Source organism: Bacillus sp. B2-WWTP-C-10-Post-4 (assembly GCF_009183805.1).
Lineage (GTDB): Bacteria > Bacillota > Bacilli > Bacillales > Bacillaceae_G > Bacillus_A > Bacillus_A cereus.
The window spans coordinates 16,131-38,578 of the sequence record NZ_WEII01000022.1; the positions used below are offsets into that span (position 1 = coordinate 16,131).

A 22,448-nucleotide genomic window follows, 5' to 3' on the forward strand; every position below is an offset into this window, starting at 1 on the left:
TCTATTCAATTACTTAATGTAGCTTTTTAAGGTTTTAATTTAACTCTTTGTAATCGTAATGCATTTAATACAACGGATACAGAACTAAATGCCATCGCTGCTCCAGCAACCCAAGGGGCTAAGAAACCTAATGCCGCAATTGGAATTCCTAACGCGTTATAAGCTAATGCCCAGAATAAATTTTGTTTAATATTTCTTATCGTCATTTTACTCATAAAGATCGCATCAGCAATACTATTTAAGTCACCGCGGATTAACGTTATATCCGCTGCTTCCATCGCTACATCCGTTCCCGTTCCAATTGCCATACCAATGTTCGCTGTAGCAAGAGCAGGAGCATCATTTATCCCGTCTCCAACCATCGCTACTTTCTTACCTTGTGCTTGGAGTTTTTTCACTTCTTCTGCTTTTCCTTCTGGTAATACTTCTGCAATTACGTGATCAATACCAACTTGCCCCGCAATTGCCTGAGCAGTTTGTGTATTATCTCCTGTAATCATAACAACGTCTAGACCCATTTTCTTAAGTCTTGCGATAGCTGCTTTTGAAGTATCTTTTACAGTATCTGCAACGGCCACTATACCAGCATATTCTTTATTGATCGCAATAAGCATCGCTGTTTTTCCTTCTCGTTCTAGCGCTTCCATCGATTTAGAAACTTCTTCAATATTAATATCGAATTTCTTCATTAATCGACGTGTACCAATTAATAATTGTTTCCCTTCTACAACGGATTCGATACCGAATCCCGGAATCGCTTCAAACGTTTCTGAGCTTGGGATATCAATTTTCTTTTCTTTAATTCCTTCTACAATTGCTTCTGCAAGTGGGTGTTCAGAATTTTTTTCTGCCGCACCTACTAAACGTAGTATTTCTGCTTCATGGAATCCATCTGCTACCATTACATCTGTTAACACCGGTTTCCCATTTGTCACTGTACCCGTTTTATCTAGAATAACTGTATCTAATCGGTGCGTTGCTTCTAAATGCTCTCCACCTTTAAATAAAATACCATACTCAGCCGACCTTCCTGATCCCGCCATAATAGACGTAGGTGTTGCAAGACCTAATGCACACGGACAAGCGATAACAAGTACTGCTATCATTTTCTCAAGTGCTCCGCCAAAATCACCAGGTGTAACAAATATCATCCATACTGCAAATGTGATAATCGCAATCACAACTACAACCGGTACGAAAATACCTGAAATTTGATCTGCTACCCTTTGAATAGGAGCTTTTGAACCTTGTGCTTCTTCTACTACTTTAATAATTTGAGCTAATGCAGTATCTCTTCCTACTTTAGTTGCTTTCACTTTTAAAAATCCATTTTTATTTATTGTCGAACCTATTACTACATCCCCAATTGACTTATCAACAGGAATACTTTCACCCGTTAACATCGATTCATCAATTGCTGACTTTCCTTCTACAATCTCACCATCTACTGGTATTTTTTCACCAGGCTTTACATAGACGATATCACCAGCTACTACTTCTTCAATCAAAATTTTTATTTCTGTTCCATCTCGCACAACTGTAGCTGTCTTCGCTTGTAAACCCATCAATTTTTTAATTGCTTCTGATGAGCGCCCTTTTGCTTTCGCTTCAAATAATTTACCTAAAATAATTAATGTAATAAGTACCGCACTCGTTTCAAAATATAAATCTGTCATATGTTTCGAAGAACCAATAGATTGAATACTTAAATATACACTATAGAAATACGCGGCCGACGTTCCAAGCGCCACGAGAACATCCATATTCGCACTTTTATTACGTAACGCTTTATAAGCTCCAACATAAAACTGTCCACCAATGATAAATTGAACAGGAGTTGCAAGTGCTAGTTGCACCCAAGGGTTCATTAACATATCTGGTAAATAAATAAACGACGTAAATGAGAAATGACTAACCATTGCCCATAATAATGGGAAAGATAAAATAAACGAAATAATAAACTTCTTCTTTTGTCTTTCAATTTCTTGTAATCGATGATCAGTTGATGCATCTTGATCATCTGGTTTCACTTCTAATTTATATCCTAGCTTCGTAATCGCGCTCTTCATTTCATTTACATTAACTTCATCATGATTAAAGTCTACTGTAGCTGATTCTAAAGCAAAATTTACTGTCGCTTTGTTCACACCATCTAACTTATTTAAACGCTTTTCAACTCTATTTGCACATGCTGCACATGTCATTCCTGAAACAGTAAATTCAGCTTTATCACTTACAATTCCATATCCTAACGCTTCAACTTTTTCTTTAAATTGTTGTAGATTTGTTTTAGTTGGATCGTACATTATTTTTGTTTTTTCAAGCGCAAAATTTACATTTGCCTCATGAACACCTTCTACTTTTTTTAGACCTTTTTCAATTCTATTTGCACATGCCGCACATGTCATTCCTGATATTTGAAGATTGGCCTCTTTTTGTTCATTCATGTCTCTCACCTCTATATACCCTTATGAGGTATAATTATTAGCAAAATAAATCGTACTTCGTTTAAAGTACGATTTATTTCCATATCTAAAAATAATTATTGAACATCGTATCCTTGGTCTTCGATTACAGCAACGATATCTTTTAATGTTACGGCAGACGAGTCGATAGTAACTTCAACAGTTCCTTCTGCTAATTGAACCTTCACTTGTTCAACACCGTTTAGCTCTTTCACACTGCTTTCGATAGCATTTACACAATGTCCACAAGACATACCTTCAACTTGTAATGTTAACTGTTCCATTTAAAATCCTCCTCTTGTTTCTTCATTCTTTGTTAATCACAATTACATCTTACCATACCCCCCTAAGGTAATCAATGGTTTTGTATCATGATTTTTCAATTATTTTCTAAAAGTTTATTTTACACACACTTTTTCACATCAATACCCCGAAATCTTATTATGAAGGTAAACAAAAAAACAAGCCAGTGACATACTAGCTTGTTTTTACGCTTTTGAAAAACGTTCAAATACAGTCATTAATTCTTCAATTGCTTCGTCACCATTGCCATCTTTAATAGCACCTGAAACACAATGACTTGTATGGTTTTTTAATACACCCATTCCTACTTTTTTCATCGCTGCATTAATCGCTGAAATTTGCACTAAAATATCCACACAATAGCGATCATTTTCAATCATATTTTGAATACCGCGGACCTGTCCTTCAATCCTCTTTAATCTATTTATAATTTGTTCTTTTTCTTTTTCTGATCTATGTGTTACCACTTCATGCTCTTTATGCCCCATATTATCACCTTCTTAAAGTTTCTCTTCATCCAATAAAACAATTGCTTTTACGAGTATACCAATTATAGCATTAATTATCTATGTATGATACCCCATATGAGTATATTTCCGCTCTAAGCTTATTCTTAACAATTTATTAGCTTCTCAGTCTCAATTTTCATGATACCCTTTCTTTTTTCAAAAAAACATTACATTCTCCATCAGAACTTAATAAAGTAAAATGTTTAATCACTTTTGTGCTATGTTCTTCAACTAAAGCCTCCATTAATGTACATTCCCTAACCATTTCTCGTTGCAAATATAAAAGGGCTACCTTAGTAGCCCTTAATAAAATAATTAATTTTCATCAGTTATAAAATACGTAGTTGTAAAGAGTACAATTTCTTAGTTTTCAAAGTTATTCTTTTACAGGAATAACAGCACCGTTATATTCCTTATTAATAAAATCTTCAATTTCTTTCGAATGTAATACTTCTACAAGTGCTTTAATTTCTTTCTTATCTTTGTCACCTTTACGAACTGCAACTACGTTTACATATGGCGAATCCTTACCTTCAATCGCAATTGCATCTTTTCTTGGATTTAATTTTGCATCAATTGCATAGTTAGCATTAATTAAAATAGCATCACCTTCTTTATTTTTATACATTTGTGTTAATAAACCAGGTTCAATGTCTGTTTTGAATTTTAAATTTTTCGGATTTTCTGTAATATCTTTTACGGTTGCTTTTACAGGATCTATACCATCTTTAATTTTTAAAATACCTTCTTTTTGTAAAATTGCTAAACCACGTCCATGATCAGTAATTGCATTACTCATAATAATTGTTGCACCATCTGGAAGCTCTTTTAGATTTTTATATTTTTGAGAATATAAACCGATTGGTTCAATGTGTATTTTTCCAGCTACTTCAAAATCATATTTTTTGTCTTTCATTTCTTTCTCTAAGAATGGAATACCTTGGAAATAATTTGCATCTAATTCTTTATTCGCCAATGATTTATTTGGTAATACGTAGTCTTGGAATTTTTTAATTTCTAGTTCTACACCTTTTTTCTCAAGTAATGGTTTTGCTTTTTCCAAAATAACTGCATGAGGTACATTAGAAGCACCGACAACAAGCTTATCTTCACTTTTACCTCCACAAGCAGTTAAACCAAAAATTGCCGTTGTAATAAGTCCTGATAGTAATAGTTTTTTCATGTTGTAAACACCCTTCTTCTTTTATGTATTTATTTATTAATTCACGCTGTAACAAATCAATAATCCATTTTATTAGAACAACACTAGGACATGCACAAATTGGTTCATTGATTTTCACATCGTTATTCCTCCTGCACACGGACTGTATAAATCTCTCTATTTTCCTCCAGAATAGTCTTTACTCACAGTCGAGAACAATAAAAAAACCTTTCTGTCCTTAGAATGAGCAGAAAGGTTTGTATGCATATATCGATACTATCCCTTTCTCTCATCTCTCAAAGCATTTGCTTTGCAGGAATTAGCACCATTTCAATGTAAAAATTGATGGTTGCTGGGTTTCACAGGGCACAGTCCCTCCACCTCTCTAGATAAGAGAAATCAGATTTAATTTTCATCTGATTCGAAATCTATTAAATTATCTATATTTTATGAATTGAATTTTATCAACATAAACTCGTTATGTCAATAATTGTTTATGAAAAAACTTCAATCACAAATATAAAAGTCTCAATTCACATGTGTAAATTGAGACTTTTTTCTTCCTATATATAGTTATTGCTGATCGCATACTTTTGTATCATTCACTACTGAAGTTCCTTCAACGGTTACCGTATGAAAACAGTCATTTACTCGAACTGTTACAACATTATCTTGCCGATCAATGATATGATATTCATTAAAATTTTTATTCAGAGCACTGCGAATTTGTTCTCCTTCATAAATTGGGATGCCATGCGATAAAACCCAAATAAGTCCAGCGATAGCAAGAATAGTTTTCATACGATCTACCTCCTTGGGAATATAGTGAACTTTTAATCCATACTTTTTCAGCTCTACAAATCATGATCGGAATAAACCAAGCCTTTTTGGAAATAAGTTCATTTCGTCTATTTTATGTTTATGCTAATTGTGACCGTTTTGTGACAACTTTTTGTCTCTTTAGACGAAAAGTTGAAACAAAACTTTCAAAAAGGACAATTCTACATATCAAAAAAGGTTATGGAATGTTTCATCCATAACCTTTTTTCCTATACGTAACTAATAAATCTCAATCCTTTACTTAAAGAAGTCGGCACAACAGATGCATGATTCTCCCCTTCAGCTTCATAAAACTTAAATTTAAGTTTATCGTGGTTTACTTGGAGAAGGCGCTCTGATAATTCATTTGCGCCTACAACCATATGCTCTCGTTCTAGTGACCCAACTGTAAGGAACACTCCTGTTTCAAACTTAGCATTGTTTAATTCATGTATAAGGTTCTCTTCTTTTTCAAGTACGGATTGGTTATTCCACCATATAGATGGACTACTAATAAAATAATTTTGAAAAGCATTTAAGTTTGTAAATAGTATATAAAGAGCAAATAGTCCACCTAAAGAATGTCCAAATAACGTTTGCTTACTTTTATCGATCTCAAAATTCTTTTCAATTTGTGGTTTCAGTTCTTCTTCAATAAAAGTAAAGAAATTATGTGCTCCTCCTGTTTTAGGCCACGGTTTACCGTCTGGTTTTAAAGGGGCATCTTTTGAAATTACGCTAGGCGTAAAATCATAACATCTTTCTTCCCCTGAAAATGCGCCTTCAATTGGATAACCCAATCCTACTATAACAGCTGGTGAAACACCGGTTTTTTCCGCTCTTACTGATTGTATTTTAACTGCTTCATGAAATGTTTGAAAAAAGGCATTGCCATCTAATACATAAATGACAGGATATCCTGAATCCGGTGCTGGTTGCCTCGGCTTTGAAATATGAATTTGATATTCCTTACCTTCTAATTTTGAATACATTTTCCACTGTTCTGTATTAGATGTTATAATCTGCTGTTTTTCAACTGTAGTATTCACCCTATCCCCCCTTTTTAACTTGTTACATATATTTCGATTTTTTCTTCTTGAGATACAACGCTATCATAACCGAAACAAACAGGAGCCCCGTTATACGGATCTATCATGACACGTGCATCAATATGAAATACTTCTTTTAACACTTCATTTGTAATGATTTCTTCTGGGCTACCAGTTGTAACAATTTCTCCTTCCTTCATTGCAATAATTTCATCTGAAAACCTTGCTGCATGGTTAATATCATGTAATACCATAACAACCGTACAATTATGTTCTTTATTTAACTTCTCCACAATTTGTAATACATCTAATTGATGAGACATATCAAGGTATGTAGTTGGCTCATCTAATAGCAACACTTCTGTCTCTTGTGCTAATGCCATCGCTAGCCATACCTTTTGTCTTTGACCACCTGATAAATTTGCAATTTGTCTCGTTCGAAATTCAGAAGTTTTCGTTATATTTAATGCCCAATCAATCATTTCTTTATCTTTTGTCGTTAACTTATTTACGTTATTTCGATGTGGATAGCGTCCATAAGAAATTAATTCTTCCACTTTAAGTTCACCTGGTGCAATTGGAGTTTGCGGTAGTAAAGCTAACTGCTTCGCAATTTCTTTCGTTGAAATTGTATGTAAATCTTGCCCTTGTAAATATACTTTTCCGCTTTTTTGTTTTAAAATTCTTCCCATTGTTTTTAACAATGTTGATTTACCGCAACCGTTCGGACCTATAATTGTCGTTACTTTTCCTTCTTGTATTTCCACATTTAAATCGCGAAACACTGTAAGCTTTTCATAACTTGTTTCTAAATTTTTTGCACTTAAAATACTCACTTTTATTCCTCCTCTTACGCTTTCGCCTTATAAAGTAAATATAAGAAATACGGTACACCGACAATAGAAATAACGATTCCAACTGGTAACTCTACAGGTGTGAAAACTGTTTTTGCAATAAAGTCTGAGGCAACTACAAGAAACATTCCGATTACGCCGCACGTGGGAATTATATACTTATGTTGAATACCGACAAGTCTTTTCGCTATATGCGGTGCCATTAAGCCAATAAAACCGATACTCCCTGAAACAGCAACACATGCACTCACAAGCCCGATACTGCTTAATAATAAAATCGATTTCTCTCTTTCTACTGAAACACCTAAACTTGTAATACTCGTTTCTTCCAATTGAAATAAATCTAGTAAATATGCTTTCTTTTGTATAAGTGGAATTAAAATAATAAGCCATGGTAACATAGCCACAATATACTTCCAGTTCGCACTATATATGCTTCCAGAAACCCACACTGCAGCCATCTCGAAATCAGTTGACTTCATTTTAAGTGATAAGTACATAGAAAAGGCCCCAAATCCTGATCCAATTGCAATCCCTGTTAATAAAAGTCGCTGCGAATCTAACTTACCGTTTTTCCAAGAAAAAAGATAGATGATAATAGCAGCACCTAATCCGCCGACTAAACCAAACATTGGCATCATCATAATAGAAACCCAGTCTGTGCTTTTTAATTGTCCTTGAAAGAAAAACATAAAAATGACGATCGCTGTTCCCGCACCGGCATTTACTCCTAAAATACCTGGGTCTGCCAATCCATTTCTCGTAATCCCTTGAATAACGGCACCCGCAACACCAAGGCCTAATCCTACTAATCCAGCAATTACGATACGTGGAAGACGAAACTCAAAAATAACTAAATCATGTTCTGGTACTGGATCAATTCTAAAAAGTGTTTTAAACACATCTGTAATCGTAATGTCGAACGTACCATTTGTTAAACTAATATAAATAGCACATAGTATTAAAAATATAATAATCCCCATCGTCATTCCGAAACGTTGACTTGAACTTTTAAGCATGTCTCTCTCCTCCTCTTGTACGGATTAAATAAAGGAAGAAAGGAATTCCAATTAAAGATGTTACGACTCCAATTGGCGTTTCAAATGGATAATTTACAAATCTACTTAAAACATCACATAACGCTAAGAAAACCCCACCAATAACGCCTGCACATGGCAATATCCATTTATAATCTACTCCAATTATAAAGCGGGTAATGTGCGGAATAATTAAACCTACAAAACCAACTTTTCCTACTAAAGCAACTGCTGTTCCTGTTAAAAAAATTACCGATAAAATTGCCATCGCTTTAACTAGTTTTGTACGCTGTCCTAAATTAATAGAAACCTCTTCGCCTAATGAAAGAATGGTAATAGATTTTGATATTAACAATGCTAAAATTATTCCAATTATCCCAAACGGTATCGTAATTTTAATTATATTAGGATCTACTTGATCTAACTTTGCATTAAACCAAAAACTAACATTTTGAGAAATTTGGAAATACGAAGCCATGGCAGCCGATACACTGCTTAAAAATGTTCCAATAACTGTTCCGATAATTGCTAACCTAACTGGTGATAAGCCATTTTGAAGGAGCGAACCAAAACCAAACACGATACCGGCTCCGAGTGCAGAACCAATCATTGAACATACAACCATACCAATTGATGACATTCCTGGAAGAAAAATCATACAAAGTGTAATAACAAAGGCAGCACCATCCGTCACACCCATAATAGAAGGGGATGCAAGATAGTTTCTTGTCATCCCCTGCATAAGTGCTCCTGATATGGCTAGAAATGCTCCGACTAAAAGAGCTGCAACTACCCTTGGTAAACGTGAAGTAATAATAATATTATGATTTACATCACTTGAATCAAAATGAAATAATGCGTTCCACACTGTTTCAGCATCAATACTTTTCGCCCCATACAAAATCGAAAGTATAACTGTAAATAAGATGAGTATGGGTGCTATACATAATATAGTTACTGGTACTGCATTTGTTTTCTGCATATCATTCAACGCACCTTACTTATTGTATTATTTAGATAAATTTTTCACTGCTTCTTTTAAGAAGGCAGTTTTACTCCAAGCAGTACCACCTTGTGCCATTGGATCTACAACGTTTACAAATACTTTCTTTTCCTTCGCAGCATTCATACTTTGCCAAATTGGATTACTTTCAATTTCTTCTAACACTTTTGGATTTTTATTTTCACTTGCCTCATATTGTAAGAAAATATAATCTGGGTTAAGTTCAGCAAGTTTTTCAAATGAAATTTTCTCTTGTGCTTTTACAGTTTTCAATTGTTCTGGAGCAGTTAGTCCAAGATCTTTATAAATTACAGGGTTGAAGTATACTCCTTCTGGATATAGGAATAATTCGTTTGCTCTTAGTCTAATGACAAGTACTTTTTTATCTTTTAACTTATCTCCTAGTTTTGCTTTTGCTTTTTCAGCGTCTGAATTGTAGTCTTTAATAATTTTTTCTGCTTTATCTTTTTTACCAGTTAATTCTCCCATTAACTTTAAGTTATCTTCCCAATTTGTTGAAACGTGTGATACCGGGAATGTAGGAGCTACTTTCGTAAACTTTTCAGCTGTTTCTGCTGGAAATTTCGTACTTGATGTAATCACATCTGGTTTTAATTGTAGTAATGTTTCGAAATTGGGTTGCATTTTCTCACCAACAGATTTCGCACCTTCTAACTCTTTTTCCAGGTACTTTGGTAGTTTACCACCTACAGTAATGGCACCAACTGGTTTAATTCCAAGTACTGCCGCATCTTCCATTGACTCTAAACTAGCTGTCGCAATTTTATCTACTTTTGCTGGCACTGTATATTCTTTACCTAAATATGTAATTTTTCGTTTTTCATCTTTTTTCGTTTCCGTAGCTTTTGTCTGTTGTTTTTGCTCGCCTGAAGTTTTATCCGCACTATTACATGCCGCTAAACCTACACTTAAAACTGTAACCATCCCTAAAGTAAATAATTTCTTGTTCATCTTTATATGTCTCCTCTCAAATTTTCAAACTATATTCTCAATAGAATTTAACTATATGAATCTTATCCCATATATATATTTCATTAGATTAATAATTTTATCCAGAACTCATTCACGTTCACTTCCCCTAGACTATAATTCTTTTACGCCTTCATCACTTGATAATCATTTTCACTGATAATGATTATCGTTACTAAGTATATATTTAATATGAAATTATTTCAAGAATGATTTGAAAAATTTTAACAAACTGAATTAAAAAAAGAAGTATCTCCCTAATATTAGGGAGATACTTCTTTTTTTAGAAATTTATATGCAATTCAACTGGACAATGGTCTGATCCCATCACTTCACTATTAATTTTCGCTTCTGTTATCTGGTCTTTCATTCTTTCCGAAACAACAAAATAATCTAAACGCCATCCGATATTTTTCGCTCTCGCGCCCATACGATACGACCACCACGAGTATGCACTTTCTTGATCAGGATAAAGGTAACGATATGTATCAATAAATCCTTCTTCTAAAATACATGAAAATTTCTCTCGCTCCTCATCAGAGAATCCAGGATTTTTACGATTACTTTTTGGATTTTTCAAATCGATTTCTTTATGAGCAACATTTAAGTCTCCACAAAAAATAACTGGTTTTTTCTCATCTAATCGTTTGATATAGGACCTGAAATCATCTTCCCATTTCATTCTGTAATCTAATCGTTCTAATCCACGTTTTGAATTTGGTGTATATAACGTTATCATATAAAAATCTTCGAATTCTAAAGTAATAAGTCGCCCTTCTTGATCATGCTCTTCAATGTCTAAACCATATGTAACTGAAAGCGGTTCTTTTTTCGAAAAAATAGCAGTTCCTGAATATCCTTTTTTCACAGCATAATTCCAGTATGTATAATATCCCTCTAGATTTAAATCAATTTGCCCTTCTTGTAATTTAATCTCTTGTAGACAAAATATATCAGCACTTGATTCCTCGAGATATTCCAAGAATCCACCTTTTGCGATAACTGCTCGCAAACCATTTACATTCCATGAAATTAACTTCACTTTTAGCCCTCCTCTTGATGTTTATTTCCAAATTTCATGCTATCACAAAATAGAAAAACAATCATATTTTCACCTTTGTAATCTTGCTCTTACATTTATGAATACATACATACGCACTTTATTCAGGTTATACTAATTTCAGAGGTGATGTTCTTTGCACAATGAAGGAGTTATATTAACAAATGAGTATTGGCAAGCAATTATTCATAATGATTCTTCCTATGATAGCAAATTCTTTTATGCTGTGAAATCAACTGGAATTTTTTGCAGGCCATCATGCAAATCAAGAATACCGAATAGAAACAATGTACGAATTTTTCATCATGCAGAGCAAGCATTAAGCGAAAACTTTCGCCCGTGCAAACGTTGTAAGCCAAATGGGATCACTTTACCTAATGAAGAGTGGGTAGAACAAATTAAAGACTATATCGAAAAGCATTATGACGAATCCTTAACTCTCGACATGCTTGCGGAAATGTGTCACGGTAGCCCTTTTCATTTACAGCGTACTTTCAAAAGAATAATAGGGCTAACTCCTATAGAATATATACAACAATTCAGGGTTCTTAAAGCAACCAAATACCTTTTACACACAAATCAATCTATTAAAGAAATTAGTACTGCTGTCGGGATAGAAAACCCAGAGTATTTCGCAACTTTATTTAAAAAGAAAACCGGATTTACTCCTACTGAATATCGAAAAAAGAACGAAATGAAAGAGGGATACGATAATGAATTCCTACAAAAATAATTATATATATTGGACGCTACTTACACATAAAAATTGGCGATTTCATATTGCTGCAACTGAAAATGGACTATGTTTCATTGGATCACAAGACGAAAACTTTGAAGAATTAAATATATGGGCTAGAAAAAAACTGCCCCAACATATATTGATTCATAGTCCAGATTACTTGCAAATATATACGCAAGAAGTTATCGAGTATTTAGAAAACAAGCGAGAAACTTTTACATTTCCTATCGATGCTTATGGAACTAATTTTCAATTATCTGTTTGGAATGCGGTACGTGAAATTCCTTATGGAAAGACATATTCTTATACAGAAATTGCTGAAAGAATTCAAAAACCTAAAGCTGTGCGCGCCGTTGCTTCTGCTATTGCTGCTAACCCTCTCCTTATTACTATTCCTTGTCACCGTGTTATTGGGAAGAATGGGAAACTAACCGGATTTAGGGGTGGATTAGAAATGAAGAAAAAATTGCTTACATTAGAAAAGTTACAGGTGGAATTCATATGACAGCAGAATATAATAGCGCATTATCTGTAGCAGTTCCGAAAGAATTTTGTTTTCAAGAAAATTTACGCTATCTATCACGTTCTAACAATGAATGTATGTTCCATATTGAAGACAATAAAATTTATAAAGTTATCCCTGTTCAAGATGTAAATCCTTTAGTTGAAATTAGTTTGAATACTGATGGCAATATTCAAATACGTTTTTTAGGAGAGTTATATACTCATGAAAGATGGGTAAGCGATGCTGTAGCTAACTATATAAAAGAATGGTTTGATTTAACTACTGATTTAGCCCCTTTTTATACATTAGCGAAACATGATTTACTCCTTCAAGGACCAATTGAACAATATTATGGCCTTCGTAATTTAGGTATTCCAGACTTATTTGAGGCACTTTCCTGGGGAATTATCGGTCAACAAATTAACTTAACATATGCTTATACGCTAAAAAGGAGATTAGTTGAGCAATTTGGAAGTTATGTAGAATGGGACGGTAGAAAACATTGGATATTCCCATCACCTGAAACAATTGCAAATCTACATGTAGAAGATCTCCAACAATTAAAAATAACGACTAGAAAATGTGAATACTTAATCGGTATTGCGAAGCTTATTACAGAAAGAAAACTATCAAAAGAGGATTTACTGCAAACACAAGATGTAAAGGTTGCTGAGAAACAATTAACCGCCATCCATGGTATAGGACCATGGACTGCCAACTATGTTTTAATGCGTTGTTTAAGATTCCCTTCAGCTTTTCCAATTGATGATGTTGGTCTCCATAATGCAATTAAATTTATAATAGGCTCCGAAAATAAACCGACTAAAGATGAAATAAAAGACTTTGCAGCAAACTGGGCTAATTGGGAGTCTTATGCGACTTTTTATTTGTGGCGAGTACTATATTAAAAGAACCAAGTAGCACATTTGTACTACTTGGTTCTTTTTTAAGCTTGCTCCTCAAAACGTCTTGCAATTTCTACAATAACTTGAACAGCTTTTTCCATAGTATCTACCGAAACATACTCAAATTTACCGTGATAGTTTTCACCACCAGTGAAAATATTCGGCGTCGGTAATCCCATATATGATAATTGTGATCCATCTGTTCCTCCGCGAATCGGATGAATATTTGGTTCAATGTCTAAACTTTTCATTGCTTCATATGCAATATCAACAATTTCTCTTACTGGTTCAATTTTTTCAAGCATGTTATAGTATTGATCATTCATTTCTAAAACGACTGCATCTTTCCCATACTTCTCTTGCATTTGTTTCACAATATTTTCAATGGTATTTTTACGTGTTTCAAAATTTTCACGATCAAAATCTCGAATAATATAATATGCTTTACTTTGCTCAACATCACCATTTAAAGAGAGTAAATGGTAAAACCCTTCGTATCCTTCAGTATACTCTGGTGCCTCTTCTACTGGTAAATACCCGTTAAACTCCATAGCCAGTTTAGTTGCATTGCGCATTTTATTTTTCGCTGTTCCAGGATGTGTATTCGTTCCGTTAAACGTTAACTTAGCACCTGCAGCATTAAAACTTTCATACTCTAAACCACCTAATGGACCTCCATCCATCGTGTAAGCAAATGATGCACCGAACGCCTCTACATCAAAATGCGCTGGCCCACGACCAATTTCTTCATCCGGTGTAAATGCTACTCTTATTTTCCCGTGCTTAATTTGCGGATTATGTATTAAATGGTTCATTGCAACCATAATTTCTGTAAGACCAGCTTTATCATCTGCTCCTAGAAGTGTTGTACCATCAGTTGTAATAATGGTATGTCCTTTATATGATGGTAATTCTGGGAACTGCTCTGGTGTTAACACAACATTTAGCTCTTCATTTAATGTAATCGCATTACCATCAAAATTTTCATGAATTTGTGGTTTGACGTTTTTCCCTGTAAAGTCTGTTGCCGTATCTAAGTGGGCTAAAAATCCGATTACAGGAACATCCTTGTCCGTATTAGCAGGAAGTGTTGCCATTACATAGCCATTATCATCCATCGTTACTTCTGTTAAACCAATTTCTTTTAGCTCTTCCACTAATAACTTACCAAACTCAATTTGTCCTGGTGTTGTTGGTACTGTATGGCTTTCTTCATTTGATTGCGTATCAATTTTTACATATCTCGTAAATCTTTCAATAAGTTCTTGTTTCAAGTTCATTCACTCCCTTTTATGTTTCTCCCTCCATTATAATCCTTAAAACGAAATATTTTAACTTTTTTGACTGTGAAGATGTATATTTCATTTACATTGTTAACACTTTTAAACGCATGATAAAAAGACATAATATTTGTACATTAAGACCGTAACAGGTAACATACATAATTATAAAATATGGGAGGTTTTAAAGATGAGGCTAACTCTCTTTCGCTATTTTCTTTTTTTCTTAGGATTAATTTTCTTTGGCCTTGGAAACGCTCTCGCAGTCAAAGTTAAATTTCTCGGCTTGCACCCCTGGGAAGTTTTAAATATGGCTCTCTACCAAAAGTTTGGATGGACCATCGGTACGTGGAGTGTCATATGTGGGTTATGTCTCGTTCTAATATCTTTACTAGTAGATCGAAAATATATAAATGTGGGGACATTTTTGAATGCACTACTTATCGGTCCCATTATGGACTTTTTCTTACAATCAAACATGCTTCCAGAAGCTAGTAATTATTTATGGATAAACTTACTCATTTTATTTTCTGGTATTGCCATTACAGGTATCGGTGGAGGTATGTACGTTGCAGCTGGGATTGGCGCTGGACCCCGTGATGGATTCATGCTTACTATTTCAGACAAAACAGGACTTTCTATTAGCCGTGCTAGAATCATAGTAGAATGTATTGTACTAGTTATTGGATTTATGCTAGGAGGTCCTGTTTTCATCGTAACTTTTCTGTACACCTTTATTCAAAGTCCAATCTTTCAGCAATCATTTAAGATGTTTCAAACACTTTTACATACTTTACATGGCAAAAAGAAAATTAGTGAACATCTTTAAAGTACAGCTTAATACAAATAAATTCACCCTATTTACGACTCTCATCGCAAATAGGGTGTTTCTGTTTTTACCTCGCAATTTAAGAATATATACTACTCATTTACAATAAAAGTATATACATCATCATAAATACAGCCATTTACTTTAATCACATACTTCCCAGGTTTATTAAAACTAATTGTGTATTTATTTAACTGAATTGCTTCTTTATCTCCAGAAAGAATATCAATACTTCTGCCACTTAATACATACAATTCATTTAGATTCATCGTTACATCAATTGTATTGAAATTTTCTACTTTCACTTGCTGTGCTTCCGCAACGCTTACACTTGGTTCTAAAAACAGTAGTCCACTTAATCCAATCGTCCCCGCTAAAGCAACTCCCGCAAACTTTTTAATCTGTTTCATTACAATGACCTCCTTATAGATTTTGCGTAAAGGCAATGTCTCCCTTACACCACAAAGCCTATATGTAATGAAATGAAAAGTAAACGGGGACTGTAAGACAAAATTCTACATCTTTTTCTCCTATTGAATATAAATCCAACGTTTGGAGTTTTGACACATTTAAAATTGTTTCCCTAAACCAATTTCTCCATAATTTATTCAAAGACTGAATAATTACTTATTGATTTAACATTCTAAAAATAGTTGATAAAGATGCTTTCTATTCAAAAAAAAGACTTTGCTATAAAAGTAACTTTTACAACAAAATCCATGCAACTAATTTTATTCCGCTTTCCATAATCTCTCTACATTCATTAATTGTTCTTCTTTAAACTCCATCTTATATATATCCGGTTTTGACGTATTCATTAAAAATTCAAAACCATATTGTTTATCAAAATAGTTCATCATTAATGTCATGACAAGCCCATGTGTACCAATTACAATTTTGCATCCTTGAAAATCCATTAAGATTTCTTTTAATACTTTCACTACTCTTCTCTGGCAATCTGCATATGACTCTCCTTCCGTTCGTGCAAAGTCCGGATTAGAGAACATCTTCTGTACAAGTGGATACACCTCTTTGTCTGATATAACCTGATCCTCACTTGAAAACATACACTCTTTAAGATTTTCATATACTACTATTTCTTTTTCATGGAAATTAGCTGACTCCTCTATCGTTAGCATAGCCCGATTATAAGGACTTGAAATAAAAGTATCAATCCTCTCCGCTTTTAATATGTCAGTTACTCTACGGGCATCCATATGTCCCCTCTCAGTTAACCCGCGCATTCTTTCATTTCCTTCTAGTTTTGGTGATTCACCATGTCTAACCATATAAATATATGTGCTCATAATTTCTCCTTAAAATTTTTTATAAAGTGAAACTTTAATTAGCCCTTACTAATCGGGCTTTTACAGGAAAATAGCGAGATAAGTTAATAAATCACGTTCATTTATCCCATTTCAACACTTAGGCGTAATACTAAAATACTTTATAAACTGTGCTGATTTGTTCGTCTAATCCATTCTCCTACTAAACTCTCAAATAATTCAGGCTGCTCAATTTGCAAATTATGCCCTGCCATATCTAACACTGCTAATGTTGCCTTTGGATATTCTTCAATAATTTCTATAATATTTTGATAACCTACTGATATATCTTGTCTTCCAGTCAGTAAAAGAACGGGATTTTCATATTTTTCACGCTGAAAATCCATAGTAAGAGAGTAATTCTTTTGCAACCTTTCAATAAATTCATCATTAGCAACATCTAACCCAGGCTTAATTTCTTCTTTAAATCGCTTATATGTATATTCATTTGCTATTACAGCTAACTCACAAAATTCCTCTCTTTCTGTGGAAGTGAGCGTATTTAAAAATTCCTCATCTTGTACAATTACCTGTTTATCTGGAAGAATCCTTTTTTCTGGCTCCGCTACAACAACAGGACATACTAATAGTAATCCGCTAACTCTCTCAAACATCTTTGCAAGTATACCTTTAGCTAAATAGCCTCCATATGATTCTCCTACCAATAAAAATTTTTCAGTAGAAATGATTTCCTCAATAAATGTGATAAGCACTTCTACTATACGATCTGAACTATTTATCCAATTTGGAGCATTCGATTTTCCCATTCCAGGTAAATCAATATATATTCGCTTATAACCTTCATATTTCTGAAATACTGATTCCATACATTTCATCATTAACCTATGGTCAGGGGCGCAGCCATGTATGATAATGACCGGTTTACCCTCTCCCACAATTTCATAGTATATTTCTGCATCTTTAATTCGATATATCATAAAAAAGCCTCCCTATTTAGTGGCAATACTATTCCACTCTGTAAGAATACACGTTCTTATTTTATATCCTTTCTCAACATTTTCACAAATGTTAATTTTCAGATTAAAAAATAAAAAGCTCCCCAAAAAAGGATACTCATCATTTTATATGCAATTTTGCATCTCCACTTACAAATCACTAAAAAAACTTTACAATTCAAAGGATGACTAAATATACAATTTCTATTTAAAGTCTTGATGCAGTCTATACTATCAACCGCAATATTTTTTAAACCTTAAGAATACTTACACTCTTTAACACTTTCCTTATAAACATGATTTTTATAAGGAAATCTGATACAATTCTTAAATAATATTATTATGTATAGATATAACGAACATAGTGCATAATTAAAGAAGGTGATTTCATTGAAATTAAATAAAAATTTACAATTATGTATATTAATCGGAACATTAATATGCTATTCAATCTATTTTATATTTTTCTATCTGTTCCCTACTCATTTTTCAAATTCAGATGTACGCTTCGCTTCACTTGTCGTTGAAGCCATTACATTTGTATCACTGATTTACTCTATATATTCTAAAAAAGTCAGTTCAAATCCGTTTTGGATATGTATTACAATAGCAATTGGTAGTTTTTTATTAGGGAAAATAGTATATACATATCAAGATAGCTTCTTCGAAATTCCAATACATCGTTTTACGGTTTCTGATGTATTTTATATGTTTTTTCTATTTTTCTGTCTTATCGCTTTCTGCTATAAAATCTTAAAGGAATGCAATAAATGGGAAAAAGCGTTCTTTATTTGTGATATATGCATAGTGCTTACTTCCATATTTACATTAGAATGGTATTTATTTAATCAACCAAATTTAAATATATTCGCTCTTTCACTAGGAGATGTTTTCCTTTCATTTTTATACCCAATTGCAGATTTATTATTTCTACTACTAGGTGTTAGTCTCTTTTTCCGTCCAACAATTTTTAATTCCAAACGGAAAATTTATATCTTTATTTTTGTATTAATAAGTTCTGCAACTTTTAACTATATTTATTTTTACTTAAATAACCACTTATCAACTGAAACGATAATATTATTACGTCTTTTATATAGAATACCTATATTACTTATTGCAATAGCTGGCTCTATTTCAGAAGATCATAATAGCCATAAAAATTATTTCCTTGTAAACCCTATAATAGGAAAAAAAGCTTTAGTTGTATTTCCCTATCTTGCTGTTGCAATACTAATCGGGTTTACATTAAAAGAACAAACATCATCTTCAACTCTCATTACAGGAAATTGTATTACTTTTATTTTCGTACTCATTCGTCATTCTATCGTACGTATGCAAAACAATTCCTTAACAAAACGTTTGCAGGCATTTAATGCCCAACTAGAAGAAAAAGTTACTTTACGGACGTCTGATTTAGTTCATAAATCAGAGGCTCTTTCTCAAAAACAGCAAAAGTTTAAATCATTATATGAATATCATCCTGACCCTATCTTCACCATTGATTTAAATGGAATATTCTTAAATGTAAATAAGGCTGGGAGTGTACTACTTGGGGCACCAACAGATGAGTTACTAGGTGAAACTTGTTTTTCGATCATTTTAGATGAAGATAAGCATAAGCTAGCAATGGCATTAGAAAAAGTGAAACAACAAGAATCGGCATTCTTACAACTTAGTTCTCAATATAAAGATGGCTTTACTTATTTTTTATACGTTACAATCATTCCTATTATAATAGACGGACAAATTTCAGGAAGCTATATTATGGTGAAAGATATTACTGCACTAAAAAAACAGCAAGAAGAAATAAAATATTTAGCATTCCATGACACTGTAACGAAAATTGGGAACCGTGCCTTTTTCCATAAGAAATTAAAGAGAGTTATAAAAAATGCTAAAATAACAGAAAGCGAGTTTGCATTATTATATTTAGATTTAGATCGCTTTAAAGCAATTAACGATACACTTGGACATTCATCAGGAGATTACATATTAGAAGAAGTAGCAAAGCGATTCCAATCATGTCTTCCATCACATACTCATCTTTCAAGAATCGGTGGCGATGAATTTACAATCATAATTGAAAACTATACTGACGAAGATTACTTATTCCAATTATGTAACCAATTATTTAAATGCATGAAAAAGTCATTTATCATACATGAGCATAAATTAACTTTATCACTGAGTATCGGCATCGCTATTTATCCACATTCCGGAATCGATACCGCTACACTTCTAAAAAACGCTAATGTTGCAATGTATGATGCAAAAGCAAAAGAACTTAACTCTGTATCTATTTATGACGATGTAATCGCTAAAAAAATTGAAAGACGATTGCGATTAGAAAAAGATTTACCAAACGCACTACAAAATGAAGAATTGTTCCTTTTGTATCAACCTCAAGTTGATAGTGAATCTAATAAAATTATCGGTGCAGAAGCTTTAATTAGGTGGAATCATCCTGAATTAGGTATTATTTCTCCATACGAGTTTATTCCGATTGCAGAAGAAACACTACAAATTATTTCAATAGGTAAATGGACATTAGAGCAGGCTTGCAAGCAAATGAAACGTTGGCACGCACTCGGATATTCACATTTAAAAATAGGTGTGAATTTATCTGCTAAGGAATTTGAACAAGAGGATTTTGTAAAATCTATTTCTTCTACTTTAACAAATACAGGTTTACCAGCAAGCTCTCTTGATCTTGAATTAACAGAGCGAATTGCAATGATGGATGAGCGAGAAACATTGATAAAACTGCGTACACTAAAAAGTTTAGGGATTCACATTTCTATCGACGATTTTGGTACAGGTTATTCTTCGCTAGCCTACTTACCTTTGTATCCAATTGATACGTTAAAAATCCCGAGAGAATTTATTACAATGTCTGAAACATGTGATGATGGAATGGAAATTATTAAAACGATCATCACATTAGCAAATACATTAGGAATGTCTGTCATTGCTGAAGGTGTAGAAACGAAAGAGCACGTAAATTTCCTTCAAAAAAATAAATGTCAGTTTATTCAAGGTTATTATTACAGTAAACCTATTCATATTCATGCATTTACTGAGCTATTAGAAAATGGCATTCACCGATAGTACATAGCTAATTGGAATAAATAATGAATTGGAACAAATATAGTAAAAAGGAAAGAAGATACCTTCTTTCCTTTTTACTATTTACATTTCTATTACTTCACCACTTCATTTATTATATCTATTAATTGATGAATCCCCTCATCATTTGTTTTCTTATATCCATTCATGTTTTGAATATATTTATCCTTATTTGTATACAACTTATTTACTGCATGTATAAATGTATTCGTACTTACTCTGTCTTGGAGTATAACTTCCGCATATCCTTGCTGTGAAAAATATTCAGCATTTAAAACTTGATCTCCTCTACTGGAACTGTTAGTTAACGGGATAAGCAACATCGGTTTCTTCAAAAATAACAATTCAGAAATAGCAGTAGAACCCGCTCTTGAAACTACAACACTTGCCATATTTAGTATATGCGGCAACTCATCGCCTATATATTCAAATTGCATATACCCCTCCTTGCCAATAGATGGGTCTACCTTCCCTTTACCACATATATGAATAATATTAAAGTTTAATAGTATTGTATCTAAACATTCCCTTACCATATCATTTATCCACTTAGCACCTTGACTCCCACCCATAATTAATAATACTGGTTTATCTTGCTGAAATTCACAATATCTTCTTCCTCGTAATACGTTACCCTTCTCAATTTCTTCCCTTACAATTGGTCCTACATAAACCTTCTTCTCATTATTTACATTTTCTCCTGTCTGAGGAAATGTTGTGCATAGCTTTGTAGCAAAAGGTAATGCTATTTTATTGGCAAGCCCTAATGTGCTATCTGGTTCACGTATAATTATAGGCACACGATTTAACCATGCTCCTATAGCTACAGGAACTGAAACAAATCCTCCTGCTGAAAAGATAACGTCAGGCTTTGTTTTCTTAATTAAATTATAACTTTGTAAACAACCGCGTATAATTTTAAAAGGATCTTTAAAATTCTCCCAATCCCAATATCTCCTAAGCTTTCCCGTTGAAACACTATTGTATTTAACATTTTGCACTAATGATTTTTCAATTCCATTTTTAGATCCAATATACTCGACTCTCCATCCTTTCTCTATAAATTTAGGAATTAATACAATATTAATCATAACGTGTCCGGCTGTACCGCCCCCAGTAAAAAGAATCGTTTTGCTCATAACTTATACCCACCTTTATTATTAAAAATCTAGCTTTATATTTACCTTTTAAATGTAAATGAACTTATTATTTTTTATATAAATCTTTAACTCCACCTCTATATCTTTTAAAAGATCGTTAATGAGTTCATAAAAATCATTTCCATACTCACTACACTCATATTGAGCAAAGATTTGAATCACATACCTAGTTTCCGTCTCTAATGCTGACTTTATTCGATTGACCCTTTTTTCTTCTACATACGCTTGATATTTATGTATTGCCTCATAAATAAGCAATACATGCGCTTCTTCATCTCTCCAGTCCAGCGTATCAACAATTGAAAGAAATAGCGTATTTTGATTATCTATTACTTCATAACCATTCATATATTTCTTACACCCTTTTTT

Annotated in this window: 22 protein-coding genes and 1 riboswitch; of the genes, 5 read left to right on the forward strand and 17 right to left on the reverse strand. The window is 33.2% G+C overall.

Annotated elements, in window-relative coordinates; translation table 11 throughout:
- Positions 1-26: 26 nt before the first annotated feature.
- From GBN78_RS11790 to GBN78_RS11840, 11 genes are all read right to left on the reverse strand, one after another.
- Complete coding sequence (locus GBN78_RS11790) at positions 27-2,447, reverse strand: heavy metal translocating P-type ATPase (protein WP_001005322.1); 2,421 nt, start codon at positions 2,445-2,447, stop codon at positions 27-29.
- Positions 2,448-2,542: 95 nt separating this feature from the next.
- Positions 2,543-2,749 (reverse strand): copper chaperone CopZ, encoded by a 207-nt coding sequence (gene copZ / locus GBN78_RS11795; RefSeq protein ID WP_000436973.1) that lies wholly within the window; start codon positions 2,747-2,749, stop codon positions 2,543-2,545.
- A 204-nt stretch (positions 2,750-2,953) separates the two neighbouring features.
- Positions 2,954-3,256, reverse strand: a complete 303-nt coding sequence (locus tag GBN78_RS11800; protein WP_000509879.1) for a metal-sensing transcriptional repressor — start codon at positions 3,254-3,256, stop codon at positions 2,954-2,956.
- Positions 3,257-3,653: 397 nt separating this feature from the next.
- A complete protein-coding gene (gene metQ / locus GBN78_RS11805) occupies positions 3,654-4,460 on the reverse strand; it encodes a methionine ABC transporter substrate-binding lipoprotein MetQ (RefSeq protein ID WP_000735072.1) in 807 nt (268 codons plus the stop codon).
- Positions 4,461-4,725: 265 nt separating this feature from the next.
- Positions 4,726-4,835, reverse strand: a riboswitch (SAM riboswitch).
- Between the two features lie 177 nt (positions 4,836-5,012).
- The gene (locus GBN78_RS11810) at positions 5,013-5,240 is read right to left on the reverse strand and encodes a hypothetical protein (protein WP_000849103.1); all 228 of its coding nucleotides are present in this window, start codon (positions 5,238-5,240) and stop codon (positions 5,013-5,015) included.
- Positions 5,241-5,488: 248 nt separating this feature from the next.
- Positions 5,489-6,307, reverse strand: coding sequence for an alpha/beta hydrolase (locus GBN78_RS11815; RefSeq protein ID WP_001098703.1), 819 nt, complete (start codon positions 6,305-6,307; stop codon positions 5,489-5,491).
- Positions 6,308-6,321: 14 nt separating this feature from the next.
- Positions 6,322-7,143 carry an ABC transporter ATP-binding protein gene (locus tag GBN78_RS11820; protein ID WP_000025773.1) on the reverse strand — a complete coding sequence of 274 codons (822 nt, stop codon included), beginning with the start codon at positions 7,141-7,143 and terminating at the stop codon, positions 6,322-6,324.
- Between the two features lie 14 nt (positions 7,144-7,157).
- Positions 7,158-8,180 (reverse strand): FecCD family ABC transporter permease, encoded by a 1,023-nt coding sequence (locus tag GBN78_RS11825; protein WP_000920451.1) that lies wholly within the window; start codon positions 8,178-8,180, stop codon positions 7,158-7,160.
- Positions 8,173-9,180, reverse strand: a complete 1,008-nt coding sequence (locus GBN78_RS11830) for a FecCD family ABC transporter permease (protein ID WP_001173058.1) — start codon at positions 9,178-9,180, stop codon at positions 8,173-8,175. The genes GBN78_RS11825 and GBN78_RS11830 overlap by 8 nt, the downstream gene beginning before the upstream one ends.
- A 27-nt stretch (positions 9,181-9,207) precedes the next feature.
- A complete protein-coding gene (locus tag GBN78_RS11835; RefSeq protein ID WP_001035506.1) occupies positions 9,208-10,173 on the reverse strand; it encodes an iron-hydroxamate ABC transporter substrate-binding protein in 966 nt (321 codons plus the stop codon).
- Positions 10,174-10,474: 301 nt separating this feature from the next.
- Positions 10,475-11,233 (reverse strand): exodeoxyribonuclease III, encoded by a 759-nt coding sequence (locus tag GBN78_RS11840; protein ID WP_016118501.1) that lies wholly within the window; start codon positions 11,231-11,233, stop codon positions 10,475-10,477.
- Between the two features lie 154 nt (positions 11,234-11,387).
- Here GBN78_RS11840 and GBN78_RS11845 point away from each other — a divergent pair, with 154 nt between their 5' ends.
- The 3 genes from GBN78_RS11845 to GBN78_RS11855 are packed head-to-tail and all read left to right on the forward strand — an operon-like array spanning position 11,388 to position 13,403.
- Entirely contained in the window at positions 11,388-11,984 is a 597-nt protein-coding gene (locus tag GBN78_RS11845; protein ID WP_000551300.1) for a bifunctional transcriptional activator/DNA repair enzyme AdaA, read from the forward strand.
- Complete coding sequence (locus tag GBN78_RS11850; protein WP_152127430.1) at positions 11,965-12,495, forward strand: methylated-DNA--[protein]-cysteine S-methyltransferase; 531 nt, start codon at positions 11,965-11,967, stop codon at positions 12,493-12,495. Before GBN78_RS11845 ends, GBN78_RS11850 begins: the two co-directional genes overlap by 20 nt.
- Positions 12,492-13,403, forward strand: a complete 912-nt coding sequence (locus GBN78_RS11855; RefSeq protein WP_152127431.1) for a DNA-3-methyladenine glycosylase 2 — start codon at positions 12,492-12,494, stop codon at positions 13,401-13,403. The genes GBN78_RS11850 and GBN78_RS11855 overlap by 4 nt, the downstream gene beginning before the upstream one ends.
- 38 nt (positions 13,404-13,441) lie before the next feature.
- On the opposite strand, the gene pepT is transcribed toward GBN78_RS11855, so the two are convergent.
- The gene (pepT, locus tag GBN78_RS11860) at positions 13,442-14,674 is read right to left on the reverse strand and encodes a peptidase T (protein ID WP_002098141.1); all 1,233 of its coding nucleotides are present in this window, start codon (positions 14,672-14,674) and stop codon (positions 13,442-13,444) included.
- A 196-nt stretch (positions 14,675-14,870) separates the two neighbouring features.
- Between pepT and GBN78_RS11865 the strand changes: the two genes are divergently transcribed.
- Positions 14,871-15,509, forward strand: a complete 639-nt coding sequence (locus GBN78_RS11865) for a YczE/YyaS/YitT family protein (RefSeq protein ID WP_001241259.1) — start codon at positions 14,871-14,873, stop codon at positions 15,507-15,509.
- Between the two features lie 92 nt (positions 15,510-15,601).
- Here GBN78_RS11865 and GBN78_RS11870 read toward each other — a convergent pair whose 3' ends face one another.
- The 3 genes from GBN78_RS11870 to GBN78_RS11880 form a co-directional block, all read right to left on the reverse strand.
- On the reverse strand, positions 15,602-15,919 hold the full coding sequence (locus GBN78_RS11870; protein ID WP_000809495.1) for a hypothetical protein: 318 nt from the start codon (positions 15,917-15,919) through the stop codon (positions 15,602-15,604).
- A gap of 321 nt (positions 15,920-16,240) precedes the next feature.
- Positions 16,241-16,816, reverse strand: a complete 576-nt coding sequence (locus GBN78_RS11875; protein WP_152127432.1) for a histidine phosphatase family protein — start codon at positions 16,814-16,816, stop codon at positions 16,241-16,243.
- A 140-nt stretch (positions 16,817-16,956) separates the two neighbouring features.
- Positions 16,957-17,772, reverse strand: a complete 816-nt coding sequence (locus tag GBN78_RS11880) for an alpha/beta fold hydrolase (protein ID WP_152127433.1) — start codon at positions 17,770-17,772, stop codon at positions 16,957-16,959.
- Positions 17,773-18,180: 408 nt separating this feature from the next.
- On the opposite strand from GBN78_RS11880, the gene GBN78_RS11885 reads away from it, so the two are divergent.
- Positions 18,181-20,901, forward strand: coding sequence for a bifunctional diguanylate cyclase/phosphodiesterase (locus GBN78_RS11885; RefSeq protein WP_000773536.1), 2,721 nt, complete (start codon positions 18,181-18,183; stop codon positions 20,899-20,901).
- 92 nt (positions 20,902-20,993) lie between these two features.
- Here the strand turns inward: GBN78_RS11885 and GBN78_RS11890 are convergent, their stop codons facing one another.
- Together GBN78_RS11890 and GBN78_RS11895 are read right to left on the reverse strand one after the other, a co-directional pair.
- The gene (locus tag GBN78_RS11890; RefSeq protein WP_000047558.1) at positions 20,994-22,058 is read right to left on the reverse strand and encodes an undecaprenyldiphospho-muramoylpentapeptide beta-N-acetylglucosaminyltransferase; all 1,065 of its coding nucleotides are present in this window, start codon (positions 22,056-22,058) and stop codon (positions 20,994-20,996) included.
- Positions 22,059-22,106: 48 nt separating this feature from the next.
- Positions 22,107-22,427 carry a DUF6572 domain-containing protein gene (locus tag GBN78_RS11895; protein ID WP_001014792.1) on the reverse strand — a complete coding sequence of 107 codons (321 nt, stop codon included), beginning with the start codon at positions 22,425-22,427 and terminating at the stop codon, positions 22,107-22,109.
- Between the last annotated feature and the right edge of the window lie 21 nt (positions 22,428-22,448).

What these genes read in the sequence shown, in the direction of transcription:
- GBN78_RS11790 (WP_001005322.1), bottom strand. Translation starts at nt 2,447, where the DNA reads ATGAATGAACAAAAAGAGGCCAATCTTCAAATATCAGGAATGACATGT.
- copZ (WP_000436973.1), bottom strand. Translation starts at nt 2,749, where the DNA reads ATGGAACAGTTAACATTACAAGTTGAAGGTATGTCTTGTGGACATTGT.
- GBN78_RS11800 (WP_000509879.1), bottom strand. Translation starts at nt 3,256, where the DNA reads ATGGGGCATAAAGAGCATGAAGTGGTAACACATAGATCAGAAAAAGAA.
- metQ (WP_000735072.1), bottom strand. Translation starts at nt 4,460, where the DNA reads ATGAAAAAACTATTACTATCAGGACTTATTACAACGGCAATTTTTGGT.
- GBN78_RS11810 (WP_000849103.1), bottom strand. Translation starts at nt 5,240, where the DNA reads ATGAAAACTATTCTTGCTATCGCTGGACTTATTTGGGTTTTATCGCAT.
- GBN78_RS11825 (WP_000920451.1), bottom strand. Translation starts at nt 8,180, where the DNA reads ATGCTTAAAAGTTCAAGTCAACGTTTCGGAATGACGATGGGGATTATT.
- GBN78_RS11830 (WP_001173058.1), bottom strand. Translation starts at nt 9,180, where the DNA reads ATGCAGAAAACAAATGCAGTACCAGTAACTATATTATGTATAGCACCC.
- GBN78_RS11835 (WP_001035506.1), bottom strand. Translation starts at nt 10,173, where the DNA reads ATGAACAAGAAATTATTTACTTTAGGGATGGTTACAGTTTTAAGTGTA.
- GBN78_RS11850 (WP_152127430.1), top strand. Translation starts at nt 11,965, where the DNA reads ATGAATTCCTACAAAAATAATTATATATATTGGACGCTACTTACACAT.
- GBN78_RS11855 (WP_152127431.1), top strand. Translation starts at nt 12,492, where the DNA reads ATGACAGCAGAATATAATAGCGCATTATCTGTAGCAGTTCCGAAAGAA.
- GBN78_RS11865 (WP_001241259.1), top strand. Translation starts at nt 14,871, where the DNA reads ATGAGGCTAACTCTCTTTCGCTATTTTCTTTTTTTCTTAGGATTAATT.
- GBN78_RS11870 (WP_000809495.1), bottom strand. Translation starts at nt 15,919, where the DNA reads ATGAAACAGATTAAAAAGTTTGCGGGAGTTGCTTTAGCGGGGACGATT.
- GBN78_RS11875 (WP_152127432.1), bottom strand. Translation starts at nt 16,816, where the DNA reads ATGAGCACATATATTTATATGGTTAGACATGGTGAATCACCAAAACTA.
- GBN78_RS11880 (WP_152127433.1), bottom strand. Translation starts at nt 17,772, where the DNA reads ATGATATATCGAATTAAAGATGCAGAAATATACTATGAAATTGTGGGA.
- GBN78_RS11890 (WP_000047558.1), bottom strand. Translation starts at nt 22,058, where the DNA reads ATGAGCAAAACGATTCTTTTTACTGGGGGCGGTACAGCCGGACACGTT.
- GBN78_RS11895 (WP_001014792.1), bottom strand. Translation starts at nt 22,427, where the DNA reads ATGAATGGTTATGAAGTAATAGATAATCAAAATACGCTATTTCTTTCA.